Source organism: Phascolarctobacterium faecium (assembly GCF_003945365.1).
GTDB classification, from domain to species: Bacteria; Bacillota; Negativicutes; order Acidaminococcales; family Acidaminococcaceae; genus Phascolarctobacterium; species Phascolarctobacterium faecium.
In genome coordinates, this window is the sequence record NZ_AP019004.1 from 1964310 (window position 1) to 1988423 (window position 24114).

The 24114-nt window shown below is 37.7% G+C and carries 30 protein-coding genes; 6 read left to right on the forward strand and 24 right to left on the reverse strand.

What is annotated here, in order from left to right; all coding sequences use genetic code 11:
• Window positions 1–255 (reverse strand): (4Fe-4S)-binding protein, encoded by a 255-nt coding sequence (locus tag PFJ30894_RS09465; protein ID WP_021716959.1) that lies wholly within the window; start codon window positions 253–255, stop codon window positions 1–3.
• Between the two features lie 435 nt (window positions 256–690).
• On the opposite strand from PFJ30894_RS09465, the gene PFJ30894_RS09470 reads away from it, so the two are divergent.
• On the forward strand, window positions 691–876 hold the full coding sequence (locus tag PFJ30894_RS09470) for a hypothetical protein (protein WP_125669673.1): 186 nt from the start codon (window positions 691–693) through the stop codon (window positions 874–876).
• A gap of 252 nt (window positions 877–1128) precedes the next feature.
• On the opposite strand, the gene PFJ30894_RS09475 is transcribed toward PFJ30894_RS09470, so the two are convergent.
• From PFJ30894_RS09475 to PFJ30894_RS11835, 22 genes are all read right to left on the reverse strand, one after another.
• Window positions 1129–2154 carry a hypothetical protein gene (locus PFJ30894_RS09475; protein WP_125669674.1) on the reverse strand — a complete coding sequence of 342 codons (1026 nt, stop codon included), beginning with the start codon at window positions 2152–2154 and terminating at the stop codon, window positions 1129–1131.
• A gap of 308 nt (window positions 2155–2462) precedes the next feature.
• A complete protein-coding gene (locus PFJ30894_RS09480) occupies window positions 2463–2894 on the reverse strand; it encodes a hypothetical protein (protein WP_125669675.1) in 432 nt (143 codons plus the stop codon).
• Window positions 2895–3096: 202 nt separating this feature from the next.
• Window positions 3097–3645, reverse strand: a complete 549-nt coding sequence (locus PFJ30894_RS09485; protein ID WP_125669676.1) for an N-acetylmuramoyl-L-alanine amidase family protein — start codon at window positions 3643–3645, stop codon at window positions 3097–3099.
• Between the two features lies 1 nt (window position 3646).
• The gene (locus tag PFJ30894_RS09490) at window positions 3647–4126 is read right to left on the reverse strand and encodes a phage holin family protein (protein ID WP_125669677.1); all 480 of its coding nucleotides are present in this window, start codon (window positions 4124–4126) and stop codon (window positions 3647–3649) included.
• On the reverse strand, window positions 4123–4761 hold the full coding sequence (locus PFJ30894_RS09495; RefSeq protein ID WP_125669678.1) for a carbohydrate-binding protein: 639 nt from the start codon (window positions 4759–4761) through the stop codon (window positions 4123–4125). Before PFJ30894_RS09495 ends, PFJ30894_RS09490 begins: the two co-directional genes overlap by 4 nt.
• Window position 4762: 1 nt before the next feature.
• Window positions 4763–5860 carry a hypothetical protein gene (locus PFJ30894_RS09500; RefSeq protein ID WP_125669679.1) on the reverse strand — a complete coding sequence of 366 codons (1098 nt, stop codon included), beginning with the start codon at window positions 5858–5860 and terminating at the stop codon, window positions 4763–4765.
• 2 nt (window positions 5861–5862) lie between these two features.
• Complete coding sequence (locus PFJ30894_RS09505) at window positions 5863–7740, reverse strand: acetate and sugar kinases/Hsc70/actin family protein (RefSeq protein WP_231997892.1); 1878 nt, start codon at window positions 7738–7740, stop codon at window positions 5863–5865.
• Window positions 7737–8531 carry a phage tail family protein gene (locus tag PFJ30894_RS09510; protein WP_125669680.1) on the reverse strand — a complete coding sequence of 265 codons (795 nt, stop codon included), beginning with the start codon at window positions 8529–8531 and terminating at the stop codon, window positions 7737–7739. The genes PFJ30894_RS09505 and PFJ30894_RS09510 overlap by 4 nt, the downstream gene beginning before the upstream one ends.
• Window positions 8531–11236 carry a tape measure protein gene (locus PFJ30894_RS09515; RefSeq protein ID WP_125669681.1) on the reverse strand — a complete coding sequence of 902 codons (2706 nt, stop codon included), beginning with the start codon at window positions 11234–11236 and terminating at the stop codon, window positions 8531–8533. The genes PFJ30894_RS09510 and PFJ30894_RS09515 overlap by 1 nt, the downstream gene beginning before the upstream one ends.
• A gap of 11 nt (window positions 11237–11247) precedes the next feature.
• On the reverse strand, window positions 11248–11490 hold the full coding sequence (locus PFJ30894_RS09520; RefSeq protein ID WP_125669682.1) for a hypothetical protein: 243 nt from the start codon (window positions 11488–11490) through the stop codon (window positions 11248–11250).
• Window positions 11491–11540: 50 nt separating this feature from the next.
• A complete protein-coding gene (locus PFJ30894_RS09525; RefSeq protein ID WP_125669683.1) occupies window positions 11541–11912 on the reverse strand; it encodes a hypothetical protein in 372 nt (123 codons plus the stop codon).
• Window positions 11913–11965: 53 nt separating this feature from the next.
• Window positions 11966–12715: a phage tail tube protein gene (locus PFJ30894_RS09530; protein ID WP_125669684.1), complete on the reverse strand. Its 750-nt coding sequence runs from the start codon at window positions 12713–12715 to the stop codon at window positions 11966–11968.
• Between the two features lie 11 nt (window positions 12716–12726).
• Window positions 12727–13167: a tail completion protein gp17 gene (gp17, locus tag PFJ30894_RS09535; RefSeq protein WP_125669685.1), complete on the reverse strand. Its 441-nt coding sequence runs from the start codon at window positions 13165–13167 to the stop codon at window positions 12727–12729.
• On the reverse strand, window positions 13164–13640 hold the full coding sequence (locus PFJ30894_RS09540; protein WP_125669686.1) for an HK97-gp10 family putative phage morphogenesis protein: 477 nt from the start codon (window positions 13638–13640) through the stop codon (window positions 13164–13166). Before PFJ30894_RS09540 ends, gp17 begins: the two co-directional genes overlap by 4 nt.
• Window positions 13633–13974, reverse strand: a complete 342-nt coding sequence (locus PFJ30894_RS09545; RefSeq protein WP_125669687.1) for a phage head closure protein — start codon at window positions 13972–13974, stop codon at window positions 13633–13635. The genes PFJ30894_RS09540 and PFJ30894_RS09545 overlap by 8 nt, the downstream gene beginning before the upstream one ends.
• On the reverse strand, window positions 13971–14510 hold the full coding sequence (locus tag PFJ30894_RS09550) for a head-tail connector protein (RefSeq protein WP_125669688.1): 540 nt from the start codon (window positions 14508–14510) through the stop codon (window positions 13971–13973). Before PFJ30894_RS09550 ends, PFJ30894_RS09545 begins: the two co-directional genes overlap by 4 nt.
• On the reverse strand, window positions 14507–15832 hold the full coding sequence (locus PFJ30894_RS09555; protein WP_167457059.1) for a phage major capsid protein: 1326 nt from the start codon (window positions 15830–15832) through the stop codon (window positions 14507–14509). Before PFJ30894_RS09555 ends, PFJ30894_RS09550 begins: the two co-directional genes overlap by 4 nt.
• A gap of 5 nt (window positions 15833–15837) precedes the next feature.
• Window positions 15838–16488, reverse strand: a complete 651-nt coding sequence (locus tag PFJ30894_RS09560; protein WP_125669690.1) for an HK97 family phage prohead protease — start codon at window positions 16486–16488, stop codon at window positions 15838–15840.
• Window positions 16472–17674, reverse strand: a complete 1203-nt coding sequence (locus PFJ30894_RS09565) for a phage portal protein (RefSeq protein WP_125669691.1) — start codon at window positions 17672–17674, stop codon at window positions 16472–16474. Before PFJ30894_RS09565 ends, PFJ30894_RS09560 begins: the two co-directional genes overlap by 17 nt.
• A gap of 98 nt (window positions 17675–17772) precedes the next feature.
• A complete protein-coding gene (locus PFJ30894_RS09570; protein WP_125669692.1) occupies window positions 17773–18102 on the reverse strand; it encodes a hypothetical protein in 330 nt (109 codons plus the stop codon).
• Window positions 18099–18359, reverse strand: coding sequence for a hypothetical protein (locus PFJ30894_RS09575; RefSeq protein ID WP_125669693.1), 261 nt, complete (start codon window positions 18357–18359; stop codon window positions 18099–18101). The genes PFJ30894_RS09570 and PFJ30894_RS09575 overlap by 4 nt, the downstream gene beginning before the upstream one ends.
• 285 nt (window positions 18360–18644) lie before the next feature.
• A complete protein-coding gene (locus PFJ30894_RS11835) occupies window positions 18645–18812 on the reverse strand; it encodes a hypothetical protein (protein ID WP_167457060.1) in 168 nt (55 codons plus the stop codon).
• Window positions 18813–18901: 89 nt separating this feature from the next.
• Here PFJ30894_RS11835 and PFJ30894_RS09580 point away from each other — a divergent pair, with 89 nt between their 5' ends.
• Both PFJ30894_RS09580 and PFJ30894_RS09585 read left to right on the forward strand, forming a co-directional pair.
• Window positions 18902–19747, forward strand: coding sequence for a hypothetical protein (locus PFJ30894_RS09580; RefSeq protein WP_125669694.1), 846 nt, complete (start codon window positions 18902–18904; stop codon window positions 19745–19747).
• Between the two features lie 213 nt (window positions 19748–19960).
• Window positions 19961–20239, forward strand: a complete 279-nt coding sequence (locus PFJ30894_RS09585) for a hypothetical protein (RefSeq protein ID WP_125669695.1) — start codon at window positions 19961–19963, stop codon at window positions 20237–20239.
• Between the two features lie 201 nt (window positions 20240–20440).
• Here PFJ30894_RS09585 and PFJ30894_RS09590 read toward each other — a convergent pair whose 3' ends face one another.
• Complete coding sequence (locus tag PFJ30894_RS09590; protein WP_125669696.1) at window positions 20441–20659, reverse strand: XRE family transcriptional regulator; 219 nt, start codon at window positions 20657–20659, stop codon at window positions 20441–20443.
• Between the two features lie 149 nt (window positions 20660–20808).
• On the opposite strand from PFJ30894_RS09590, the gene PFJ30894_RS09595 reads away from it, so the two are divergent.
• From PFJ30894_RS09595 to PFJ30894_RS09605, 3 genes are read left to right on the forward strand one after another with little or no spacing between them, the layout of a single operon-like run.
• Window positions 20809–21174, forward strand: a complete 366-nt coding sequence (locus PFJ30894_RS09595) for a helix-turn-helix domain-containing protein (RefSeq protein ID WP_125669697.1) — start codon at window positions 20809–20811, stop codon at window positions 21172–21174.
• 37 nt (window positions 21175–21211) lie between these two features.
• Entirely contained in the window at window positions 21212–21979 is a 768-nt protein-coding gene (locus PFJ30894_RS09600) for a hypothetical protein (protein WP_125669698.1), read from the forward strand.
• Window positions 21980–21998: 19 nt separating this feature from the next.
• On the forward strand, window positions 21999–24095 hold the full coding sequence (locus tag PFJ30894_RS09605; protein ID WP_125669699.1) for an ATP-binding protein: 2097 nt from the start codon (window positions 21999–22001) through the stop codon (window positions 24093–24095).
• The last annotated feature ends 19 nt before the right edge of the window (window positions 24096–24114 follow it).

Below are 24114 nucleotides of genomic sequence, written 5' to 3' on the forward strand. Positions count from 1 at the left end.
TCACGGCTCGATCTCATCAGAATTTTTCAGCTTATATTTCAAAGCTCCCGAAGGACAGCCTTTAATCGCAGTTATAACTGACTCCTGCTCGGTAGCAACCGGTAGAACCCACGGTTTCCTCTTTAATTGAAATACCGTATGGTTTGCTTTCACACAATTACCGGAATGCTTACAAACATCTTTATTAAAATAAACGTCATAAGTTTCGCCTTCATATTTTTTATATCCTAAGTCAAGCAAGTCTTTCTCTTTCATTTTTATGCCCCTTTCAAAAAATGCTAAAATACCATTAATATAGGCTTTATAGCTATTTTTAATATACCACTGATTCTATAAAGAAGCACTTTTATTAAATTAATTTTTTAAAATTTTTATATCAAAAATTATCCTTTTGAACAATTTCTTTTTTGCCGCCAAAACAGCTTTTTTATAAGAACTTTTATAAACAAAATCAAGAAACAGATACGTTTTTTTACATTTATAAAATTTATAGTTATCCTTTTTATAAAAATATAGCAGCTTATATTATATCCCCCTTGTCTGTCAAAGATGAACGTGATATTCTAATAGTAGAAGACAATGCCACTACTCGCTCTGCTTCTTTATTATACGATGAAGCCTTTTGCATCTTTGTTATTATAACGATAGATTTTCCACAGCAGCATTTATTTTCAAGAAGGAGCTGATGACATGGATACAATCTTTTTCGCATTCACAGTATTATCTTTAGTTTTATTGGGTATCGGCCTGATAAAACCACACTGGGTATTACCTCTCAGCATACTTGAACCCAAAACAAGGCGTAAAGCAGCGATCATCTATTTCATTGCTTTTCTTATTTGCCTTGGCATTGCCTCTAAACTAAGCTATTCTTGATAGCTATTCAATTATCTTCCAAATACATTGAGTCTGCTTTGTATTAAAAATATCCACGCAAAAAAATAACACTCTAGTTTAAACTAGAGTGTTTCTTTTTTGCAATATGGTGCCGAAGGCTCCTATCTTGATAAAGACAAAATAATAAAAGTATTTGAAATCAGCCGTGATGAATTAGTGAAAAGAATAGCATAAGCAATTTAAAAATATAAAATTTCTTTAGACAAATTTCCAATCATTAAATAATTTATATTAAATGGCGAAACTATCATCCAAAAGATTCGGTATATTTTTTCGGTTTTTCAATTCATTTAACATATCTTTTGTAAATTCACCCACTTCTCCTGGCCTTCTAATAAGTATATCAAGATTTGAGCAAACTTGCTTTAGATCTTCATTATCTTTTATTTTATTATACACTGACCTATTAATATAATATTCTTCATCATATCTAAAAATAATATAATTTATTATTTCTAACTTTTCTTTTTCATCTAATTTCAGAAATTGTTTTATAAAACTACGATATTTCAAATAACTTTTATCAATAAACATTAGGATAACAGTTTTACCAGATATAGGAAATATTGCAATATTTATAGTCTCCAAAAAATATCTTGCATCTTCATTTAAAGTATTATTGATTATATGCCCTTCTAAATCTACTCGTAAAACAACTTTCCCTTGATATGCAAGCGGAGACATATAATTTAAAACATTCCAGTAAATTAAATCATATGATACATCTTTTTTCTTATTAATACCTTTTAAAATTCTTATTAACTCTTTTTCATGTTCTTTGGTGTCAACTTCGCAATACTCAGCTATCGGAGCTTGTATACCAAACTGATTTTTCGTATAAGCATGGATTTGTTTCTCGATCTTTTTTTTCGCGATTTGTTTTAGTGTGTTCTTTAATGCAATTTCTTGTAAAATCATCTGCATAGGTTTTTTTAAAATATTATAAGGATTTTCATAATTAGCAAAATACTTCTTATCACATTCATTGCATATACACCTAAATATTCCTGTATTTTTTATTCCTTTAGTTGTATCCATAATTGGATTATCATCGCCAATTATTAAACCAGAAGATTGACATACATATCCTTTTTCTTCAATGCTTTTTAAAATAAATTGCGGAACTGTGTGAGAATTACAAAAACTGCTACATCTTTTTTTGCATACTAAACAATATTTCTCTTTAGCTTTGGATTCAACTTCTCTTTTCATTTCATTAAATTTCTTTTTATACTGTACTTTAATAGTATCTTCCATGTCCTTCATTCCCTAAAAATATTATTATATTACTTTTTACATCTATAAAATTCTCTTATAATCAACTTAACTTCTGTATATATCATCTATTTTAAATAATACAAGTTTATTAGCCTTTTTATAAACAAAGCCCTATTGTAACAATAAATCCCATAAAACAATTATTGTAAATATTATAACACAAAAAGCCTGCCGATACTCGCATAGTACCGACAGGCTTTATCTATTTATTACTATTATGTATACAACCAATAAGGAACCCTGCTAAAAATCCCCATAAGGCATTCTGCCGTGCCTTTAGCCTAACTTTACTTCTCTCCTGCTGCAACTGAACCTTCAATTCGCTGCATAAGGTTGATACTTTCCTGATTTCTTCGGATGCATTCGTTAATGAGAGATTGGATTCGGTCAATTCGCTCTGCGCTTTCTGCAACTGCTCTCTGGCTGCTTTCAAGTTCTGCATCAGCTCGGCCGATGGCGTTTTGAGCAGCGTTATTTCTTCCTGCAGCATCAGCAATGTCATCTGCTGCTCCTGCAGCTGTTGTTTCAATGTATTCCACTGTTCTATCTGCACTGTTATCGTATGTTGCTTTATCTCTGCTGCATGAGTTTCCGATAAAGGCCAAAAGCAGGACAACAAGCAAAGCAATCCACAAAAGGCTACTATTAGATTTTTTCTTATCATTCATATTTACCTCATAAAATGCTAACTTTATACATAAAATAAATAAAATCTCCATATTTTCGCTCTGATCTGAATTTACTGGCGCATAATTTTGTATACGCCACTAATAAAAACAGGCTCAAAAACTAAATATGGAGATGCTTTTTTCAGCTAATTACAGTTCGAAATAGTGATGCATTGCTCCAAGAGCAAAACCGATCACCATACCGGTCCAAAACTGTTTGCTGGTTACATAATCTTTAATCTTTTCCATATTCTCACCCCCTTTGCCAAAAGTCTGTGATACCGCACGCAATAGCACGCGCGAAATCATCAAGGTTATTCATGAGCAACTGCGCATCATCATCGTTACTGATGAACGCCATTTCAACCAATACAGCAGGCATAACTGTATTTTCCAATACGCACAGATTAGGATTTTCTTTAACTTTCCTATCTGTGGTATGTAGCGTATTAATAATGCGGCGCTGGATGCACTGTGCCAGCTCACCGGCCCTGCTCCATTTGTTATGAACCAGGACTTCTGTACCATTAGGAGCAGAATCTGCTACAGAGTTACAGTGCAGGCTAATAAAAATATCTGCCGGCCAGTGATTAGCTGTATAGCAGATATTGGGATATTCCGGTGATTCACCGTTTAAGTTATGAGATTGTAAGAGTTTTACTTCACAGCCTGCAGCTTCCAGGTATTGCTGTACCAGCTTACCGGCTTTTAAAGCAGTATCAGCTTCAGTAATATTGTACTTTTCGTTTACCGCTCCCGGATCTACGCCTGGCATATGACCCGGATTAATAAATACTTTCATATTATTTCACCTTCATCTTTCCTTCCTCAGCTTGTTCTGTCAGTCTTGCCAATGCATTACGGATAATATCTGGAATGTAGTGACCATAACCGGCTCGATCTACATTTTCAATAATGCTGCCAGCTTCATTGAGTGCATAAGCACATATCGCCATCTGCCGCAGGATGTGCATGTTCATTGCAGTATCGATACAATTACATAACGCAACAACAGCAAAGATTACGAACTTCTTTAAAATACCGCGAAAACCTGTACTGCTGTCCCATTGTCCGGTTTTAAATGCAGTGAATATGCCAGTAACATAATCAACAATACACAAAGCTATAAGCGCATAAATCATCTTATCCATGCCGCCGATAGATACACTAAACACAAGCCCAATAACCGCGCCTATACTCATAAGATACTGTTCAGCTCCTGTAGGTTTTAAAAAAATGAGAAAATCTAAAATACTGTCTTTGATCTGAATTATAGTATTCATGATGCAGCTCCTATCTCATTCGTGATGTCTTTCCATCCTTGCGGATATTCAGTCGGCTTCCAAACATTGTTATCAATCAGACTTTCATATATCTTACCTTCACAACGTACTTTATCGCCCTTCATATAGGCGTTTTCAGTGGTAGGCTGTTGCCATTCTGGAATTTCACCAGCTATTGAAGATATAACCTTAACAAATAAACTCGGAGATACGTCTGGTTTCCAGCTTTCCTGACTTGTATGAGCTGTGAGTACCTTATACAGTATGCCGTTATACTGTACTCTCTGGTCTTTTTTGTACTCTATGCCGTTGGGATTCCATGCTGGATACATAGAAGGGATATACTGGGCAAGGTTATCAGGTACGTTATTTAGCTCTTGCTGATAGGTCCTCTGCAGCGTAGTAAGCTCGCTGCTGCCGTTCAGAATCTTGATCAACGCATTAAATGCTAAATTCTTTAATTTCTCTTGCTTCACTGATGCTTCACGTTTATTTTTAAATTCTTCCGGTTCTACATCTGTATACTGCTCTCCTAAAGCATTCCAGGGATGGTATATCTTTTCATTATCTCTTATCGGATAAGGTAAATTTATCATCCCGATGATCACATTTTCTTCATTAACTACGCAAACCATTTTACATTGCTCCTAACTCTATAAGCTCACATATTCCGTTACTGCCAGCAGTCCCATCAGCTGTACCATGACCGCTATGAGCCGTAGATAATCCTCCTGCACCACCATTAGCAGTTATTTCTCCGGTATTATTTATGGTATTGGCAACAATTTTTATTAGGCCACCGCCGCCGTTTCCGTCCGGTCCGGAAGTTGCACTTGTTCCTGATGCTCCATCAGCTGTTATCGTTCCTGTATTTGTAAATTCTGATGCCGTTATCCTTATACAGCCTCCACCAGTACCGCCATCGCCGCCATTACTTGCAACAGCTCCAACGCCGCCTCCGGCTCCCAAAACTATTTCGCCAAAATCTCCGTTTACGCCCAAATAACTGGTACCTCCAGCACCACCGTTATACCATACTGCTGAATATCCTGCTCTACCGCCAGTACCACCATTCCCACTGCAATATAAAACATTATCGGCCGGTGTTTTTCCTCCAGAATATCCTTCCCGTTCAGATCTTAATCTGCCTTTTCCTCCAGTACTGGCTGCTGTAATAATTCCATGATTCACAAATGCTCCCTGGCATTTTATTTTGGCATATCTATTGATACTTACCGTAATACCTTCTTTGATATACACATTTTTATAATTTTTTATTCCGCTAATATTCGTACTATCTGCCGGATAAAAATCACCATCACTGCCATCTCCTCTATCTGTATAAGGATCAGGCCAATGATTGGTATTAACAGCCGCCAAAATACCGGTTGCTGTATAAGAAACTTCAATAATCTTTCCTGCATCCGCAGCATTAAACTGAATTAGTCCGGTATTCCAGTTATCGTCTTTATTAGCACCGGTATTATAATCAAGCCAAAATTCACCAACAGCCGGTATTGCCGCAACTTCTGCAAAAGTTTTTCCATAGCTTATACCGGATGAAGCTGCAGAAGTTACTTCTTTAACAGCTGTTGAACTTGGGCTGCTTTTCTGCGGTACTTCATTAAGTCTGATAATATAAGGACTTTTATTTGGTATGATATGTAACTCTTTAGCAATAACGCCTGTAGAAATATCATCATACGGATTATATCTGAAATTTGATGGATCCATAACTAACCTCCTGTTTTGAGCTGTTTGGTCGCTGCCTGCTGCAGTAGTTCTGCCAGCTTGGCATCACGATCAAGGTTCGCAAAATATCTGTCGATAGCATCCGGGATCTCTCCTAGCTCCATATCAAGCTGAATACCTTTATCAGAAGATACAGTATATTTCAGCTTTGATATTGGGTAGGTAAACAGTTCACCATCTAAAGTAGTGATTGCGGCCTGACCTTGGGTTGACAATTTTCTTACAAAAAATGTCCCGTCTGCCCGGGGATATTCCAGTTTCACCTGACTTATCTTAGCCGACTTTTTCGGTTTAGCTAGGTTTGTCAGCTGACTTTCACCCCAACGCTCAGCGTCTTCAGCAGAATAAGCACTGGGTAATGTCAATACATCTTCCTGTATCTTATACAGTTTCTGACTTTCTTTGTCTTCAACCTCTGCCAGCCACTGTTCTCCCTCATCATCTACGTTACCGCCTTTGATATAGGCATGATTTACTATATCTTCTATATTCCAGGCAGGTTCATACTTGGTAAGATGCTGTCCTACCCAAAGCCTTGCCTGCTCATTGATTTCCGCAGTGCGCGGCTTAAAATAAAGCTGCCGGTATTCGTCAATACCATATACATAATCGATAGCAAAATCAGACAGCTGGCTTAAAGCTTCCTTGGCCGTTACGTGATCAAGTTCTATTTTGGTGATCGTATATCCGGTGTTAATGATCTTATCGGAATTTAAAGTAAGACCAATCTTTTTTTCAATATCCCTGGCAATATCAAAAACTATGGCCGATACTTCCATATTCTCATATGTCCTATTGACGATAATCTTTTCCAGCAGATTATAATACCCATGCCCGATAAATTTAAAACTGTCTGTAGTCGTTGTTCCTTTTATAGGCCTTTGCAATATATAACCGCTGTACCAGGGCTGAGCATCATTAAATAAATGGATGTCAATACGCTGTTTATAATCAAGCTCTGTATTTTCCGGAAGTTTATTAAAGGTTAATTCAACCTTGCCGCAGCCTGTTTCTACTATTTCAAAAGTAAGCTGTTTTAGCGAATTACTTTCGCTGCCTGCGCCAAAGATCGCAGTTTTTGTTCCGTCATCTTTATAGGCAATAACAGTAAATACATCCGGCAGATAATTTGTTTTATCTTCCGGCAGAACTCCGCCGCCTTCTTTAACAGCAGTAGAGCCGGCATAAATAAAACGTCCAAAATGCCTTCTGCCGTAAATTAAATTGGCTCCTTTAGTATCATCACTTATTTCTACTTCTGTTGTATATGTCCAATCATCATCGGCATCTACTCTATCATCAATATAAAAATCATAATCACTTTCATCAGCAATCAAATCTTCATAATAATCGTGATCAGAAGCGCTACCATCAGTTATCATCGCCGCTGTAATATCAATTTCGCGGCAATGTATATAGTCATAATTAATTTTATTGATATTTATACGGTGGTATTTATAATCAGCATTACTATTAACTAAAATATCAAACCTATCACTTCTGGTATTTGTCCAATCTGTAATTTTTGTCCAAATAGTACCATCATTAGAACCCTCTACAGTACCTGCCGTAGGATACATATAGAAACATTCCCACAATATCTTAGATACTCTTAATGGTGCTGGATTGTAAAATACAAGCCAACCAGTAGAAGTCCACGCACGCCAATAATACCATTGATTATCAAAAGTATGATAAGCTTTACCGCCTTCTGAAATACTACTTTCACTATTAGCAGCTACTGCAAATGTACTTCCGCCCAAACTCCCATTAGAAGATAAAACCGGCTGGATAAAGTTACTTTTTTTATAATAAGTTCTCTTATAATAAGTTCTCTTATAATAAAGTGTTTGTTTGCTCATATAAACCACCTGCCGGTATATTCAATAGATATATCACAGGCGGCCCCGGTGTATTTATATGTATTCAATCCCGGTAAAGCATATAAAAACAAGCCGGAAAAAGTATTCAGACTGTTACCGGTATCTCTACGTACAGTACCGCTTTCGCCATTGACTACAGCTACCGCAGGATTGGTCAACAGCGTATCTTTTAAAGTAAAGCTCTGGCCGCTTTCCTTGTGTACTATAGTAATATCAGGAGTACTTTGTCCTGCAGGTGGTTTAAAAGACCAGATCAGCGGCACTTCTACAGATGAACTGTTATCAATGACTATTTCTCCAGCTTCCTGCTCTGCAGCAAAGGATTTTTCGATAACAGTAGGTACAGCAGAATACCTGAACGGCTTAGAACACAGCAGGCTTACTGTAACAGTGCTCATACGTTGCTTAAAGCCTTTCTCGTAAGACTGCTTTATTTTGCTTACACCGGCGATCTGATAATACCTGTCCTCGCGACCGCAGAAAAGCTGGTAATCATTTAATGCAAAATAACTGTAAGCCATATTCATAGCATCATCATGATCTTTCTCCGTAGCACCCTCCAGCATGAATTCAACCTGTATCGTATGGCCTTTTACCTTCTTATCCCCAGTCACTTCACTGCCATGTACAAAAGCATTATCCGCAAGCTTAGCCTTAAAATCATAACTTCCTATATCCTTTAATGCCCAGGCAGCAGGGAGTATATATTCCTTGCTGCCTTTTACTATTTTCAGTTGTCCGCTAAAGTCTTCATTCCGTGTTGGGAACATTATTTGCGCCCCCTTATCGCTGACAGGATCGTACTGCCAAAATTATCGTATAGATCTGCTTCATCACTGCCAGTATTGATATCACCGTAGATATTCATAGAAGCAGTTACCTGAGTATTACCTGCCACTGCAACCTCTGTGCCACCAAACATATATCCGGCAATAGATTCCAGTACACTGCTGCGTAAAGGAATGACAGCTTCAGGATAAGACTTCTCACCGATCAGCGCATGAACAGGGCCGGTAACAATACCACCTGCAGCAAACGGTGCTTCCTTATACCCGAAGTCTATACCCTGACCACCAGAACCAAAACTCATGGAACTTGCTCCACCACCTAAACTGGTAACCGCACCACTCGCAGCACCTATACCAGCAGCACCACTCAACCCTGCTGTCAAAAGGCCTGTAGCAACACCGGCAGCTCCTGGTTCAACAACCAATTTCGCCCACGCAGCCGGAGCCAAAGCTTCTGCCATAGCTGCACCTTGCGCTGCTACGCTGGCAGTTTCCTTGCTCATCATCGCTTTACTTAATGCAGCTGCAGCAATTCGTTGTACCTGCCATTGCAGGAACATCTTGACTATTTCCTTACCAAGATTCTGCAGCGTTTTGCCAAAGTTCTGACCTGAAACAATGGCATTGGCAAAGCCTTGTGCTAAACCATCTTTTAAGGTATTTGCTGCCTCCAAAGCAAAAGATGCATAGCTTTGTTCAGCTTCCAGCCGCCAATCGTAATACTGCTGCTCTATCTGATTTTGCATAAAAGCAGCCTTTTCCTCAGTAAGATATCCCATATAGCGTTCAAGCTCGCCTTGCTTCTGCAACTCATCCAGTTCAGCCTTATAAGCCTGCATCAAGGTTTCCTGTGATAACAGCTGGTCATTCATTTGCTGATTGATTATTAAACGGTTTTGCGCAGCTTGACTCGCTGCATCTGCCTCCATAGCCTTACGCTGTTCAAGCATAGCTGCAGCAGAAGCAATGGCATTCGCATCGCCGGTTTTCATAGCACGCTCATACAGCTGCTGAGCTTCAGTTGTAGCATTAGCAAATTTATCTTGCCATTCCTGTACAGCAGCAATCCTTTGATCACGCTCTTTTACGATGCCTGCATAAACCTTATCAAATTCAGATAAGCCACTTACCTGAATATCCATAGAAAAATTATTATAATCTCTCTGCAGATCTATGGTTTTATTCTTAGCTTCAGCAAGCTGCTCATTAATGCGATCAATCTCTCTGGCAATTTTATCTACGCCACCGGATGAAGTTCCTGCAGCTCCTGCACCTGCAGGAATACTGGATTTTAACCCCAGATTATTTACATCAGCACTTTTAAAATCACTGACAATATCTGTAGGAGCATTTTCTGATTCATAACGGAATTTAAGTTTTACCAGGTTGCTGTCAGCAATCTGCTGATTAGCCTTAGCTGCTTCAATAGTAGCCTGTGCACCTTTTTGAACATTATCTGCCCATTCCTTAGCCTGATTAGCAAGATCACTGCTGGCACCAACCAAAGACATGAGATTATTAAGTCCTGCAGCTGCATCACTTACCATTCCAGCAAACGCATTTTTCACTTCTGCTTCAGCACCAATAGCACTATTTTGCATAGTGATACAAAAATAATCCCATTGCACAACAAGCCAATCCCAATTCTGCCAGATGAGATACGCTGATGCACCGATACCAGCAGCAGCTAAAGCAACAGGTCCGGTAATGCCTACAAAAGCTGCCGCTGTTCCTGCAGCCGTTATCCCTAACTTTGCCAAAGCAGGGATAGCTGTTGCTGTAAGTACCGTAGCAAATCCGGCAATAGTAGCACCAACTGCTGGAGGCACAGTATCACGAATAGCCTCACTGATGCCGCTCGATTTAACTTTTGCGGCAAAATCCGAAAGATCATCCTGCGCTGTCTTTAAGGCAGTTTTCAGATCTAATCCTTCTGTGATCTCATCACCAACAACAGTCATGGTCTGGCCGACGCTATCCTTAATATTACTGAGCATGCCATTGATCGTAGTAGCCTGATCTTTCATCATACCGCCAAACTTGCTGTTCATACCGGATACTATGGCCTGAATACCAGTTGCGCTGTCGATTGCACCTTTTTCGGCCAGCTTCATAGCTTCCGGAATACTTTTACCCATAGCATCAGCAAGCATCTGCCATGCCGGTACACCAGCTTCAGCAAGCTGTAACATTTCTTCAGCTGACACCTTGCCTTTAGCCTGCATCTGACCTATGGCCATAGTCAAACAATTTATGCCTTCCTGCCCCATACCAAGCGCAGCAGCACTATCGCCAACAGCAGTCAATATCGGTATTACCTGTTGCGCGCTAAAGCCAAAAGCCAGCATTCTTTTAGAAGCATCTAACAGTCCCGGCAATTCAAACGGGGTACTAGCGGCAAACCTTTCCAGTTCTGCCAAAAAGTCTTTGGCAAGCGATGCATCTTGTAATAATGTAGTAAAGGCCTTGCGCGTCTGCTCCATCTGCGCTGAAGATCTTACCGCTGCAGCTCCGATACCAGCAATAGCAACACCCAGTCCGCCCAAGATTTCCAGAGAACTCTGGCTGATGCCTAAACCTTTGCTACCAAACTTCTGCTTTAATATCTTCTGCGCACTATCAATTTCCTTACGCAGTCCGTCTATCTTAGCACCAATAACAACCTGTAAGCTTGCAACTGTTCCCACGCTCTCACCTCCTACAAATTAAATTCTTTCATGATATCCTCATATTCCGCTTTTTTATCACCCTGCTTTTTACGATGCGCAAAAAATCTTTGCAACGGCGGACACTTCTTAGGATTAGCTACCTGATAATGAGGGTAGGCTGACCATGTAATAAACAGATCCTCTAAACGATCATACCGCCTTTGCCATCCCTCGATCATGCAGATGATTTCACTTATTGTCAGCTTCTCGATCTCCCATGGCTTCAGCTGCAATTCTCCATAACAAAAAGGCAGCAGCTCATCTATTGCCTCAACAGCACTTTTTACTTTTTTTCTTCTGTTTCCTTGTCTGCTCCTTTAGCAGGTTCACTGCAATGAGTATCAGTAAACCCGATTGCACCACCCTTTGCCAAAGCAAGCATGATAAGATTATCAAGATTTACCAGACTGTCTTTTTCCAACCATTTTTCAAGTAATTTCATTACTTTTTTCTGAGTAATTCCAGGATGATTTTCCTGTAATCCTACAAACAGGCAGGCAACTGTATCAGTATAACTGAACGGAAAATCTTGTACCATTTTGCTGACATTTTTTGTAGAAATGACATTTTCCAAGCCCATCAAAGCCTTTATGTTATACAACAATTTGTAATTCTCACCATCAATAGTAAGGTTTACAATTTTATCAAATTTCATATTGTCCTCCTAAAAAAAAAGGGCAGGATAATACCTGCCCTTATTTACTTTCCTTATGCTGTCACAGTAGCAACTGCTACATTAGAGTATCCATTTTTACTGCCGCCGTTCACTCGCAGACGGAAATAAGTTACGCCACTTAATCCACTTACTTCAGCTGTAGTCATGCCATTACGGATGTAAACAGTATCATTGTCAGTAAAGTCAATACCGTTTTGACTGGTCTGCAGGACAATACCATTGGCTCCGGTAATTTCAGTAAATGTCAGATTTGCTTTGCCGCCGCTCCCATCTGTGGCAGTCAGATCTGTGATCGCTCCGGTAGTAGATCTTGGATCTGGCTCATCGGTAGTAAATTCTGGGGCGCCGATGCCGCTGAAAGTAACAGTCGCAGTAGTTACATCATCATGCGGATTATCATCACTGAACTCAGTAATATTAGCCCAACCTTTTACTGCGTTACCGTTTTTATCACGGCGCATAATGCGAACAGGAATATCATGTAAAAAAGCATATTTAAGTGCATCAAAGCCTTCATCATTAACTTTATATACACATTCCTGCTCAATGCTCCATGTTTTAGTACCCTGCAGCGTTTCACCCCAGCCCCCGGAAGCTTTATCGGATGCATCAATTTCATCCGCACTCATGGAAAGCGGTGAATTTCTCTGACCGCCTACTAACATCCAAGGGCCATCAGCAGTCGGACTGTCACCATATACCATATATAACAATACATTCTTGCCAGCCATACTTTGGCTGCCATCAGTAAATTTAGGCAAATTAGCTTCATTAATAGCCATAATACTACCTCCTAAATCATTTTCTGCTCAATTTTCAAAGCTGTTCGCACGGTTCCATGCTGCCAAATTCGGTTATCACTCCAATCTTCAGCATGCACTTCTACCAATTCAATATTGAGATTGATAAGATTATAATTTTCAATTATCAATGCATCACTTTCCGCTGTCATGGTCAAAACAGTCACTATTTCATCAAGCATCTGATTGATAATTTTCTTACCGCAATAGTCGCTGTAGACATCAATAGTAACAGTACAATTCCATAACGCAACATCAGTCTTTCCACCATCCGGCACGGTACTTATTGGTCCTATAACACAAAATTCCGAAGCCGGAGGCTTTCCATCTTCAAACGGCGTTGAATCATCCAGAATAGGATATCCTTCAAGACACTTATTCAATGTTTTATACACAGCAGCTTGTACTGCCGTTATCGGTACAGTTCTGATCATGGCATTTCCTTCAAGATTTTCTTAATCTCATTTTCAATTTTAGGCTTTTCACTTTGAAAAGCCGGGTTCATAAAAGGCCTAGCTTTCCTGGCTGGTAACTTGATAGGGGCACGCGCAAATTTCATTCCATTTCCATCAGTAAACTTCAGCGCCTGTTTCTTTGTAGGCTTTACAACGGAAGCTTCCACACCGTACTCAATCAAGTGCGCATGCGGTGCTTTTTTGTAATCTGCTTTAACAACAGATTGTAAGCGATTACCACTAAAACGAGCTGACAGGCTGTCGCGCAGTGTGCCAGTACGTATTGGGACATGACTTTTAGCATCATCACGGATATTGCGGCCACTTTTGCTGATTGCCTTGCTAAGTGATTTTGAGGAAGCTGTATCATAAAGCTTTAGCCTACGTATCGCCTCTTCCAGTCCTTCAATTTCCATAGTAATGGTCATAGAATTTTTACCAATATCAGCCACCAGCTTTTAAAAGATTGGTGTCTATACGGTAATATGCCGGTACCGTTTCCAATTCCATAATACTGATGATCTTATAAATATCGCCATCCAGTACTATCCTCATAGCAGTATCAATATCTGTGTCCAGCTTCCTTATAGTAAAAGTAACAGGTACATAATTCATATGCTGCCCAGAATACTCCTTTTGTGCAACCGTTCCTGTTTCTTTACTAGCCCAACATTTCAGATAATCTTCCCATGTCGCAGGCAGCTTGCCACCAAGCTCATCCCTTTTACCAACGGCTGTATTAACCTGTAATGTGATCAACTTATTCAGCTTACCCGGATTAATCATAAAATACGCCCCCTGTTAAGCAGCGCTTTAACTCCAAAAGGTACCTCATGAAGCACTTTACCATTCTCATCATAAGGAAGACGATTATTATACATGGCAGAAACAAACAGCTTAATGGCGGTCTTAATATCCTCCATCTGCGCATCATCCTTGCCAGTAATATATTCCACGACAATATCAGCACCAGCTGGTAAATCATGAATAATCACTCTGCTGTAAACATCTCCACAAGCTGCGTGATAAGATACTTCTTTTTCCGTATCATCTGGCAAAACAGCTTTTACACTGATCACTTTCTGCAGATATTTCGACCGCGGCAGCTCCATATTAAAATCAGCCTCAGCTGCCGAATAAATAACTCTTAATGTCTGCGTATAATATGCCTGCTTCTGATAGTTTTCACAGTAAAGTCTGGCAGAAGTAATAAAGGACTCTATTAAAGAGTCCTCAGTATTACCATCTAACCGCAAATATAATTTAATTTCTTCTAAGGCAACAGGTTCTTTTACCGGTCCATGTACAATTTCAAGTTTCATACTTCTTGTTGATTTTCTTCTTGACCTTCTTCTTGAAGTTTAAACGCAGCAGCAGTAGCTGCTCCCTTGGTATGGATGGCATCAGCAAAAACAAAGGCTTCTTCATACCGCACGCCAAAGTCTTCACGCAAAATACCACGCATCAGGGTCAAATCATTTTCAAACGCAGAAACCTGTTTGCTGCCATCAGTATAGCTTGCATCCTGAGAAATAGAAATCTGCAAAGCACCAGCTGTGCCGATCAGGAAATGTTTCCAATCACCAAAGAAAATCTGTGTCAGACCATTTTCATCATCACCAACGGTAATATTATTGTCGATTTTAAAAGGATAGCCGCACAGCTTGCCATCTTTCATTTCATCTTTAAAGATATAAGAACCGTTTTCAGTCTGCATACTGTACAGATCAGCCCACAACACGCCGGGAATTCTCCAGCCTAAATTCGGATTAGTAAGCTTAGCAGACAAAATCTTACCTACCATTTGATAAATAACAGCAGCACTAATCTTTCCGTTTACATCAATCTTGTTAGTAGCGCAGGCTACAGTGATACCTTTAGGCGCATTTGCGCTGCCAGCACCATACAGAGATGTAATATCTTCAGCTTCTGCAATACCATTAACCAGCTCATCACGCACAAAACGATCTGCAGCCATACTGGAATCAAGCAGCAGTTCATTACTGATCGGAATAATACCGGCAAGCTTTTTAGCAGCTAATTTAATATTGCCTAAAGTAACTTTGCTATTACCAATAGGCTGATTTTCACCTACCCATTTAAAATTAGCTGCGCCTGTCTGTTTAACAAGATTCAGATTACCATTAGGCAGCGGCAGTTCTGTGATACCCATAGATCGTGTAACACCAGTCTGGCGCAGTAAAGGAATGATCTCATTATACAGATTCTGCGGGATCATATAACCGCCATCACCCGGTGTACCTTCAACCATGGCAGCTCTGATATATTCATCTTGTGGATACATACGCTCAGCAATTTCATCAAAGCTTTCATCACGACTGCGTGCTGCCAATAATGCAACTTTCACAAAGCGTGCCGCTCTGATACCTACTTCCAGTTTTTCTTCCTGTTTACGCTGGCGAATCAGATTGTTTTGTGCCGGAATGCTACTTTCCAAACTGCGCATTTCTTCCTCACGCACAATATCATCAGCCAATCTCACAGCTTCACTGCGCAAATTATCATATTCCTGCTGCTCACCAGCAGATAAAGAGCGCTGTGCATTTTCTAAACCATTCAGTAATTCACGCATCTTTTTTATAATTCCAGCACGTTTCTGTTTCATTTGCAAAATTTTATCCATAGTAATCATCCTTCCATTTCTAATAATTCCAAATCTCTTTTTAATGCATCCAAATCAGTATTTGCCTCACGGCGTTTTTTATCGGCAAGATAATTACGAAACTCCTGCAGATCATTATCTGTTAAATCAGGCAGTCCACGTGCCACACCTACATCAGCATCAGCAGGAACACTAACAGAAGATACCTCATATGGAGTCCATTGCCTTGCAATCTTGCATGGTCCCTCAAATCGTCCGCAGGTTGATTTCTGTCCGGCAGCAACTTCTTCCCATGCACCAACTCCATACCCCACTGAAATCCCTTTCAGTGTTCCGCGCAGCACCTTTTGATAAATCATTTCAGAGAACTCATCCTCATCAAAACGGATTTTCGCTTTGCATCGGTGTTCTGCTGCATCAAGTACAGGGTCAATTATTGCACCAATAACACGATCAGTATCATGGTTAAATAACGCAACGCCCATTTCAGATAAACGTGTTAAATCAACATTACCTGCTTCATGACCTAAGATTTCGTTGTAGTATTCTCCACGCCGCCAATCAAAGCGTTTGACAGATTTTTCAGAAGAAAAGCTAATAGGAACTGTCCTGCTTTCCTGATCTACAGCTCCATCCAGCTGCATTTCACGATAAAAGAGTTTATTTTTCTCCGGCATTATTCTTCACCTCCTTCCCCTGCATCTCATAAGCTTTAATCCTTGCTTCCCAGTATGGAGCAGCCAGATCAGAGCCAATCATATTAAGCGGCACATAGATAGTTTCACCGCCGTCAACACTGTTCATATTTTCTTTGGCACGAATATCATTAGCATTCAAAAATCCCCATTGGCGACCAATAGCATAAGCCTTATACCTGCTTTCTATATCGCCACGCACTAAGCCATCCATAACAAACTCAATTTCATACTGATCATGCTCATCATCCCGAATAAGCTTCCTCATCAGCTCCTGTTCCCAGTTAACACATTCAGGCATAATCGAATGTTTGGCAAAATTGATGTCCTGGCTTTCAATGTTGCTGAAGGTAGCATGCTCTAAATCAGCGATCATATGTGGCGGTACACCAAAAATTCTGGCAATCTCCGTAACTGAATATTTGCGGCTTTCCAAAAACTGTGCTTCTTCCGGCGGCACACCTATTTGCTCATATTTCATACCTTCTTCCAGTAAAATAGTCTTACCTGTGTTTTCTACACCGCTGTAACGCTGGTCGAATTTTCTTTCCAGCCTTTTCTGTGCTTCTTCTGATAAGCTTTCCGGATGCATCAAAACACCGGAAGGGCGCGCTCCATAGCAGACGGCACTGCCATTTTCCGCAACATTGATCTCAATAGCACCTCGCATACCCTGCGCTTCTTTTGATATAGCTACACTGCAAAAGCGCACGGCTTCAAAAAGGAAATTAGTTGTCAGCGTATCACCGCCCTCCGGCGGCACCTTTAACGCAGGCAACTCTGTATTCATACCATTCAGCGTATATTTACTTCCGGCAACATCTATCAGAATTTTGATATTATCGTGAAAAGTAATGCCCACATCTCCGGTAAAGGTCTTAGACAGGGCCATAAACTTTTTACAGTCTACATAGATTTCAGCATCATCTACATGATTAAGGCTTTTACCCTCCATACGATAAACAAGCTGTTCATTGTTACCAACACGGCCAAACATCAGCATATAGTTTTTATCCTTATACGGTGATACGGCCTTGATGTGCAGCGCATTAGACTGCTGTTTCAGATCTTCATCCTTTTTCTTTCCAGACATACTGCTGCTGATCAGCGCCATGCATTCCATTGTTTTCTTCAGCTCTTCCGAGCTTACTATAACTTTTACACTCATCTCATCACCCTTTAAAATTAAAGGCTGCACATACTTCTTCTTATTGATTAAGTTCTGCGCTTGCTTGTATACAGATAGTGCAGCCTATTTTTAGCAAATTACTGCTTTACCCGCCACATCTTTGTTTTCTTAGGCGGCTTATTATTCCAGCGCCTGATCATTTCCTCTGTTGTCACTTTAGCCTGCAGACCGTAACCGCACTTGCATCTGATATACTTATAGCTGCTGTTTTTACCACAGCCTTTTTCGATGCGCACTTTGCGGCCGCAGCTTCTGCAGCGTGCAAGCTCTACAACACCAAACATATCCGGCTGTTCCGGCAGGCAGTAAAAGTCATACTCAGCCTTCTGATCAGAGCCAATGCAGTCAGAGCATGGATAAAAACCGATGGCATATTTGCTATACCATCGGCAGTTTTGACACCTCATTTATCTGCCACCAGTCTGATCTTTAATACCTGACCGGGATAGATAAACTCGCCTAAATTATTCAGTTCACCCACTTCAAAGCAGACCTCACGCCAGTCACGGCTGTCATTGTATTTTTGCTTCAGATCATAAACAATGTCCTGCAGCACATCTCCCTTTTTCACTACAACATTGGCCTCAATAAACTCTTTAGGCTGCTGCTGATGAAAACCCAGACACACAGCTGCTATACACAAAATAATCAAACAGTATTTCATTTTTAAACCTCCTATGCTAAAATAAGAGGGTAGAAACTCTCCAGTATCTACCACTTGAACATGAGATGTTGCCGCATCTTATGTTCTTTTTTTATGCCTTCTTACTCTGAATCTTTTTCTTCTAGGCTCTGCTGCATTCGGCTGGTAACATAGACGATCATCAGCACACGCATAACCTCGCCTATATTTTGTAGTCACAAAGTGATAATGACTAATCAGCCTGCCACAGCGCATACATTTTTTACATTTAGCAGTATTTTCATTTTCTGTCATCGTTCCTCGCTGTCACACCGCCTCACATTCCAGATACATATCATCAGAAACTTTAGCTGGATCTTTGATAGTACCCATTTTTAAGCCAAATTCTAAAAGCCACTTGGCAAACTGCTTTTTCGCCGTTTTATTCTGTTCAAAAGCTTTGGGATTTACTACATTCAAAGTGTATTCATTCATAATATCCCCCTTATCAATTTAGGTTTTTATAAAACTTCAAAAGAAAATGTTATAATAATTAAATAGACTATTTTTAGAAGGAGAACATAATGGCGACAATCGAAGATACTTTACGTATGCGCGAAGAATTTATTAAATCTATAGAAGAAAGTAAATCGGCAATTGCTGATATTTTAGAAAAATATGACTCAACTATTTATGGCAATCTTAATATCAGTTCCCAATTTTATGAACCCTTTCTTCTCAGTGCTAAATGGCAACAGCATTTCTACGAAACCATAGCTCGCACCAATAACTGGCAACAAAAGCTCTATGAAACCATAGCTCACTCTAATGACTGGCAACAACAACTCTATAAAACCATAGCTCACTCTAACGATTGGCAGCAAAAGTTCTTTGAAACCATAGCTCATACTAATGATTGGCAACAACAACTCTATGAAACTATAGCTCGTGCCAACGATTGGCGACAGCAGTTTAATGAAGCATTAGCTACAAATAATTATTATGAGCATGTAATTAATTGCGCCAATATTACTGAACCAGATTTTGAAAAAATATTACAACAAGTTAAAGCTGTTTCTGAAGCAATACAATATGATACTGCTGTTAGAAAAAACACAACCAAAAAGAAAAAATTTAAAAGAAAAGTTTCCATAAGAAACGCTCATGCTATACGACAGCGATATAAAAACAAACAGATAAATTCTTTATGTAAAAATGTGTTATCCTATTCTTTAAATAAACTTGATGTAAAAACAACGCCCTTTTTTATCGGCATTATTGAGTATGTAAAAGATTTACCAATACCTGAAAATTTAAAAATTTATTTTAGTATAATGCTAATTCCATTATGGATAAGGATGTATTACTTAATTACTCATTCCGATGCCTTAGCTGAAAAAACAAATAACCCACAAGAAGAAGTAAAATAGTGGTGCTATAAAAGAAATCTCCAGTTCTGCTATAAGACATGCTCAAAGGAAAAAGGTAAAGCATTATTTCCATAAGATTACGTATTTCACGCAATACTTTCACCAATTCCAAGCTCTGCTCTGCAGAGCTTTTTTCTTTTTCCACTCCCCTCACTCCCCTTTCTTTTACAAACTCTCCGTACTATAATAAATTTATAGATTGGAGGTAAATCAATGCCATATTATCCTATTAAAACTCAAGAAGATTTAGATTATTATCTTTCTCATATTTCAATAATGTGTAAAGCGTTTTTAGAAGAAAAATTCAATAAATATAGCTGGAAATTCGATAGTTTTAACAATCAGTCAACCAATATACAAGAACAATATTTACTTACTTTTTCTGCTTTTGATTACAATAGATTTGAAAACGTATATATAACTCTTAACATAAAAAAATGTGATGAAAATTATACAATAGGAAGCTCTAACCTACTTTTCTCTGAAAGGTAAATACCGTTCTGCCATCGATCCGTTTAGCTGTTAACAGCAGCCAATAACTTAAAAGTTTATACTTTGGGAACATTATCCAAATTCCGCGATAATGTTCCCCTTTATTTTTACGGTCAACAGTGATTTCAACATCGTGAGCAGTTAGCCATAGAAATATTTTCATAAGAAGATAAAATTTTATCTTCCTGAACATCACTCCCCTCACGCTCCTTTCTTTTCTTCCCTACGATTTTTACTAAATAGAACTTTCAAATCCTTATCAGGAAAAAATTTTTCCTTTATGCAAAATGCTTCTTCAATATTAAATTTTGAAACCCCATTAACTTTTTGTGCAGCAGTATTACGATGAATATTCAATGCATTTGCTATATCTTCAATGGTAATACCTTTAATAGCCATTTCAATTTTCAATTGCAACATATACTCACCACCTTATTACGCATTTGCATATTCTTGTTATTATATTATATTCATTTGCGTGTTATGTCAATACAAAAATATGCAAATGCACAATTTTATGTTGACTATTTACGCAAAAAGCCTTATCATTGCTTTAAGGAGGTTTATTTATGAAAATAGGTGCAATTTTACAAGAGTTATTACAACAGAAAAACATAAAAGTTTCAGAACTATCTCGGGAAATTAATGTTGCTCCGAGTACGATATATAGCATAATCAAAAGAGATAACATGAAAGTTGATATTGATGTTTTAATAAAAATATCTGATGCTTTAGGTGTATCAGCTGAATATTTTTATGATAAACGTAAATCTGATAAAACCTCTGATACATCATTATCAATGGATGAAAAGGAACTCATAAAAAAATACCGCCAGCTAAATGCTGACGGCAAAAGAGAATTAAATATTATTATTGATGCAAAGCTTCTTGTACAAGCTGAAAGTCAAGACGAATCCGAAAACAAGGTCAGATAATATTTATAGATTTTGAAAGGTAAGGGAATGATTATAAATGGCGTATGAGAAAAAGATCGTTGCTTTTATTGATGTATTAGGTTTTAAAAACAAAACTGATACTACAAACCCAGATCAAAAACATCCAATCCATCTTAATCTGCTTAATATAAAAAGCTTTATAGATCAATTAAATAATTTCTACGATCAAATGGATGATCATAAAAAAATAAAATCACATCGTTTCAGTGATTCCTGTATGTTTTCTGCTCCCCCGGAAGCTTTAGAGTATTTATTAGATGTCTTACATAGAATGCAATTACATTTTGCCTCAAGAGATTTCTTTTTGCGTGGCGCAATTACCTATGATTACATATATGATCACGAAGGCTTTTTCTACGGTAGAGCTTTAAACACAGCTTATAAACTCGAATCATCAGTTGCAGTATATCCCAGAATAATATTTGATAAAAAAGCTTTTAACTCTATAGATGATGTTGTTAATCTGAAATCTCCGGAAGCTGAAGATGTTCCCAGTTACAAACGGGATCTCAGAAGAACACATTTAAAAAAGGATTTTGATGGTAACATATGTATAGATTTCTTTAGGCAATCTCCTTATACCCCAGAATTTCATGAAATTTTCGGTTGGTATGATCATGATAAAACTCTGGATGCAATATTTAAAAATATTACCAAAAATATAAGAAAATACAAAAATCAACCTAATTTACTGATAAAATATATATGGTTATTAGAAAACTATAAAAACTATATGTACGAACAGTATGAAAAAGAAATAGAAACCCCTGATATTTATTATTAAAATAAAGGCTGGTAATAAAATGGAAAATGAATCTATAAATGTCAAAGTCAGCGGTAACATTATAAAAGAATTATCTGAAAAAATCCCTTCCAACAATGTTGCTTTAAACGAACTCATAAAAAACGCTTATGATGCTGATGCAAAAAATATAGAAATTACAATAGATACATTTAATAAAAAACTCACTATAGCAGATGATGGCAGCGGCATGAATAAAGATTCTATTGCTGCCTTATTCCATATCGCCAAAAGCATAAAAAAATATGGTGAACTACGTTCAAATGGGCGTTACACTTTAGGCTCTAAAGGTTTAGGCTTCCTTGCAGTATTTAAATTCGGTAATCAAGCTACCTGGTATACCAAAACTCCAGAAGACTCATGTCAAACTTTTTCTGCCAAAAGAAGTGATCTCGAAGCCTATGATAATGTTACTGATCACTCTATTTCTCTTTTCCCTTCTACCAAGTTAGAATCACATGGTACATTAATTGAAATTTCTCTGAATGATTACAATGCAGACTCTTTATTAGATCATTTTTCTAATCCAGGAAATTGTTTTAAATTAGTTAATTGCTTTCATGATGATGGAATAAATATATTATTGAATTTAAACGGTAACTATTACGAAACTCAAAACATCGTACTGGCTAAAATTGATACTGAACATTTACTATTTCATGTTACCTACAATTCAACAGAAAAAATCATTAAATATTTTTATCAAGATCTTTGCTTCCATATGATTTATTTTCCATGTGAAATAGGTAATATAGATATAAAACTTGATTTAAACATTTATAAATTTAAATCAGGTAATAAAAAAGATATAACTCCTTATTTCCATACATTAAGAGGCTCTCTTACTCCCCTCATTTTTATCAATAAAAATATTTTTAACAATTATGATTTATTTGATCCTAATATAACTCGTGAAAAACGATCTGGTGAAATGTTGCCTCAGATAATAGGTTTTATTGATATCAAAACTTCATCTGGCGAAATGGATTTTAACTCTGATAGAACTCAATTTATCCAGAACAAATTTACAGACGATATAGCTAACTTTTTAAAAGAAATAAATATAACTATACAAAAAGAAGGCTCAAAATACAAAAATAAATCAAACAATCCAGAATACTTTAAAAATGCAGCAAAAAACTTAAAGGATATTAAACCAAGTATTTCATCTCAAGTAGAATTATTTGATTGTAAAAACCAACATAATAACGGTAGCATTCAAAATACTATTAATATTACAAATACAAGTAGCCAAAATATATCTAATAATAAAACTACTAATAACATACCCGAAAGCAGTCTATTCCTTCCCCAGCAATTTAAAGCTGTAAAAATTTCTCAATCCAAGAAAACTACTAATATAAATATTCCATCTGGACAAATAAATTTACTTGATTTCGTAAGTTCCATTACAGATAGTACCGGGAAAAAAGTTTCTAAAGATAATTTAAGCGTTTCCGTAGATGGTATAGATAATAGAATCAAAATTTTGCCGAGCATTGATGAAGAATGCAGAAAAAATGTAGTTTTCCAATATAATGATCCACATACAGGTATAGCAAAACTTGCTATTGATATTAATTTCGTAGAATATGCATCTAATATCATTACCTCATCTAAGAAAAAGCTAATAACAATTCCCACAAAAAATAATTATAAGATAAATTATGATGTAACTGTCGCCAACCTTATAGAGCAAATAAATAAATTAAATTTAAAGGATTATTTTGAAGTAATAGCATGCTCATTAAGAGCAATTTTTGAATTAAGTATAATTGCTTTAAATCGTTCAAAAAAATTCACAAATTTAAACTTCCAAAGTGCTAAAGATATACAAACAAAAGTACAAATTGTTATTGAATTTGTACGCAATAATAATCGCATGTCAAAGATTGCTAATGCAACTCAACTTTCATATCAATCACTAGAAAATGTCTTAATACCAGAAGATTTTGAGAAATCTGTAAAGAAAACAAACACTTCCGCACACCAATCATCAGCATATATTGATGAGATTGATGTAAAGAATATTGCTAAAAAAGCTGCCTTTTTCGTTGTTATAGTAAACGAATTAATCTTTAATCAAGATATCAAGTAAATTTATAAGGAGTTATGCC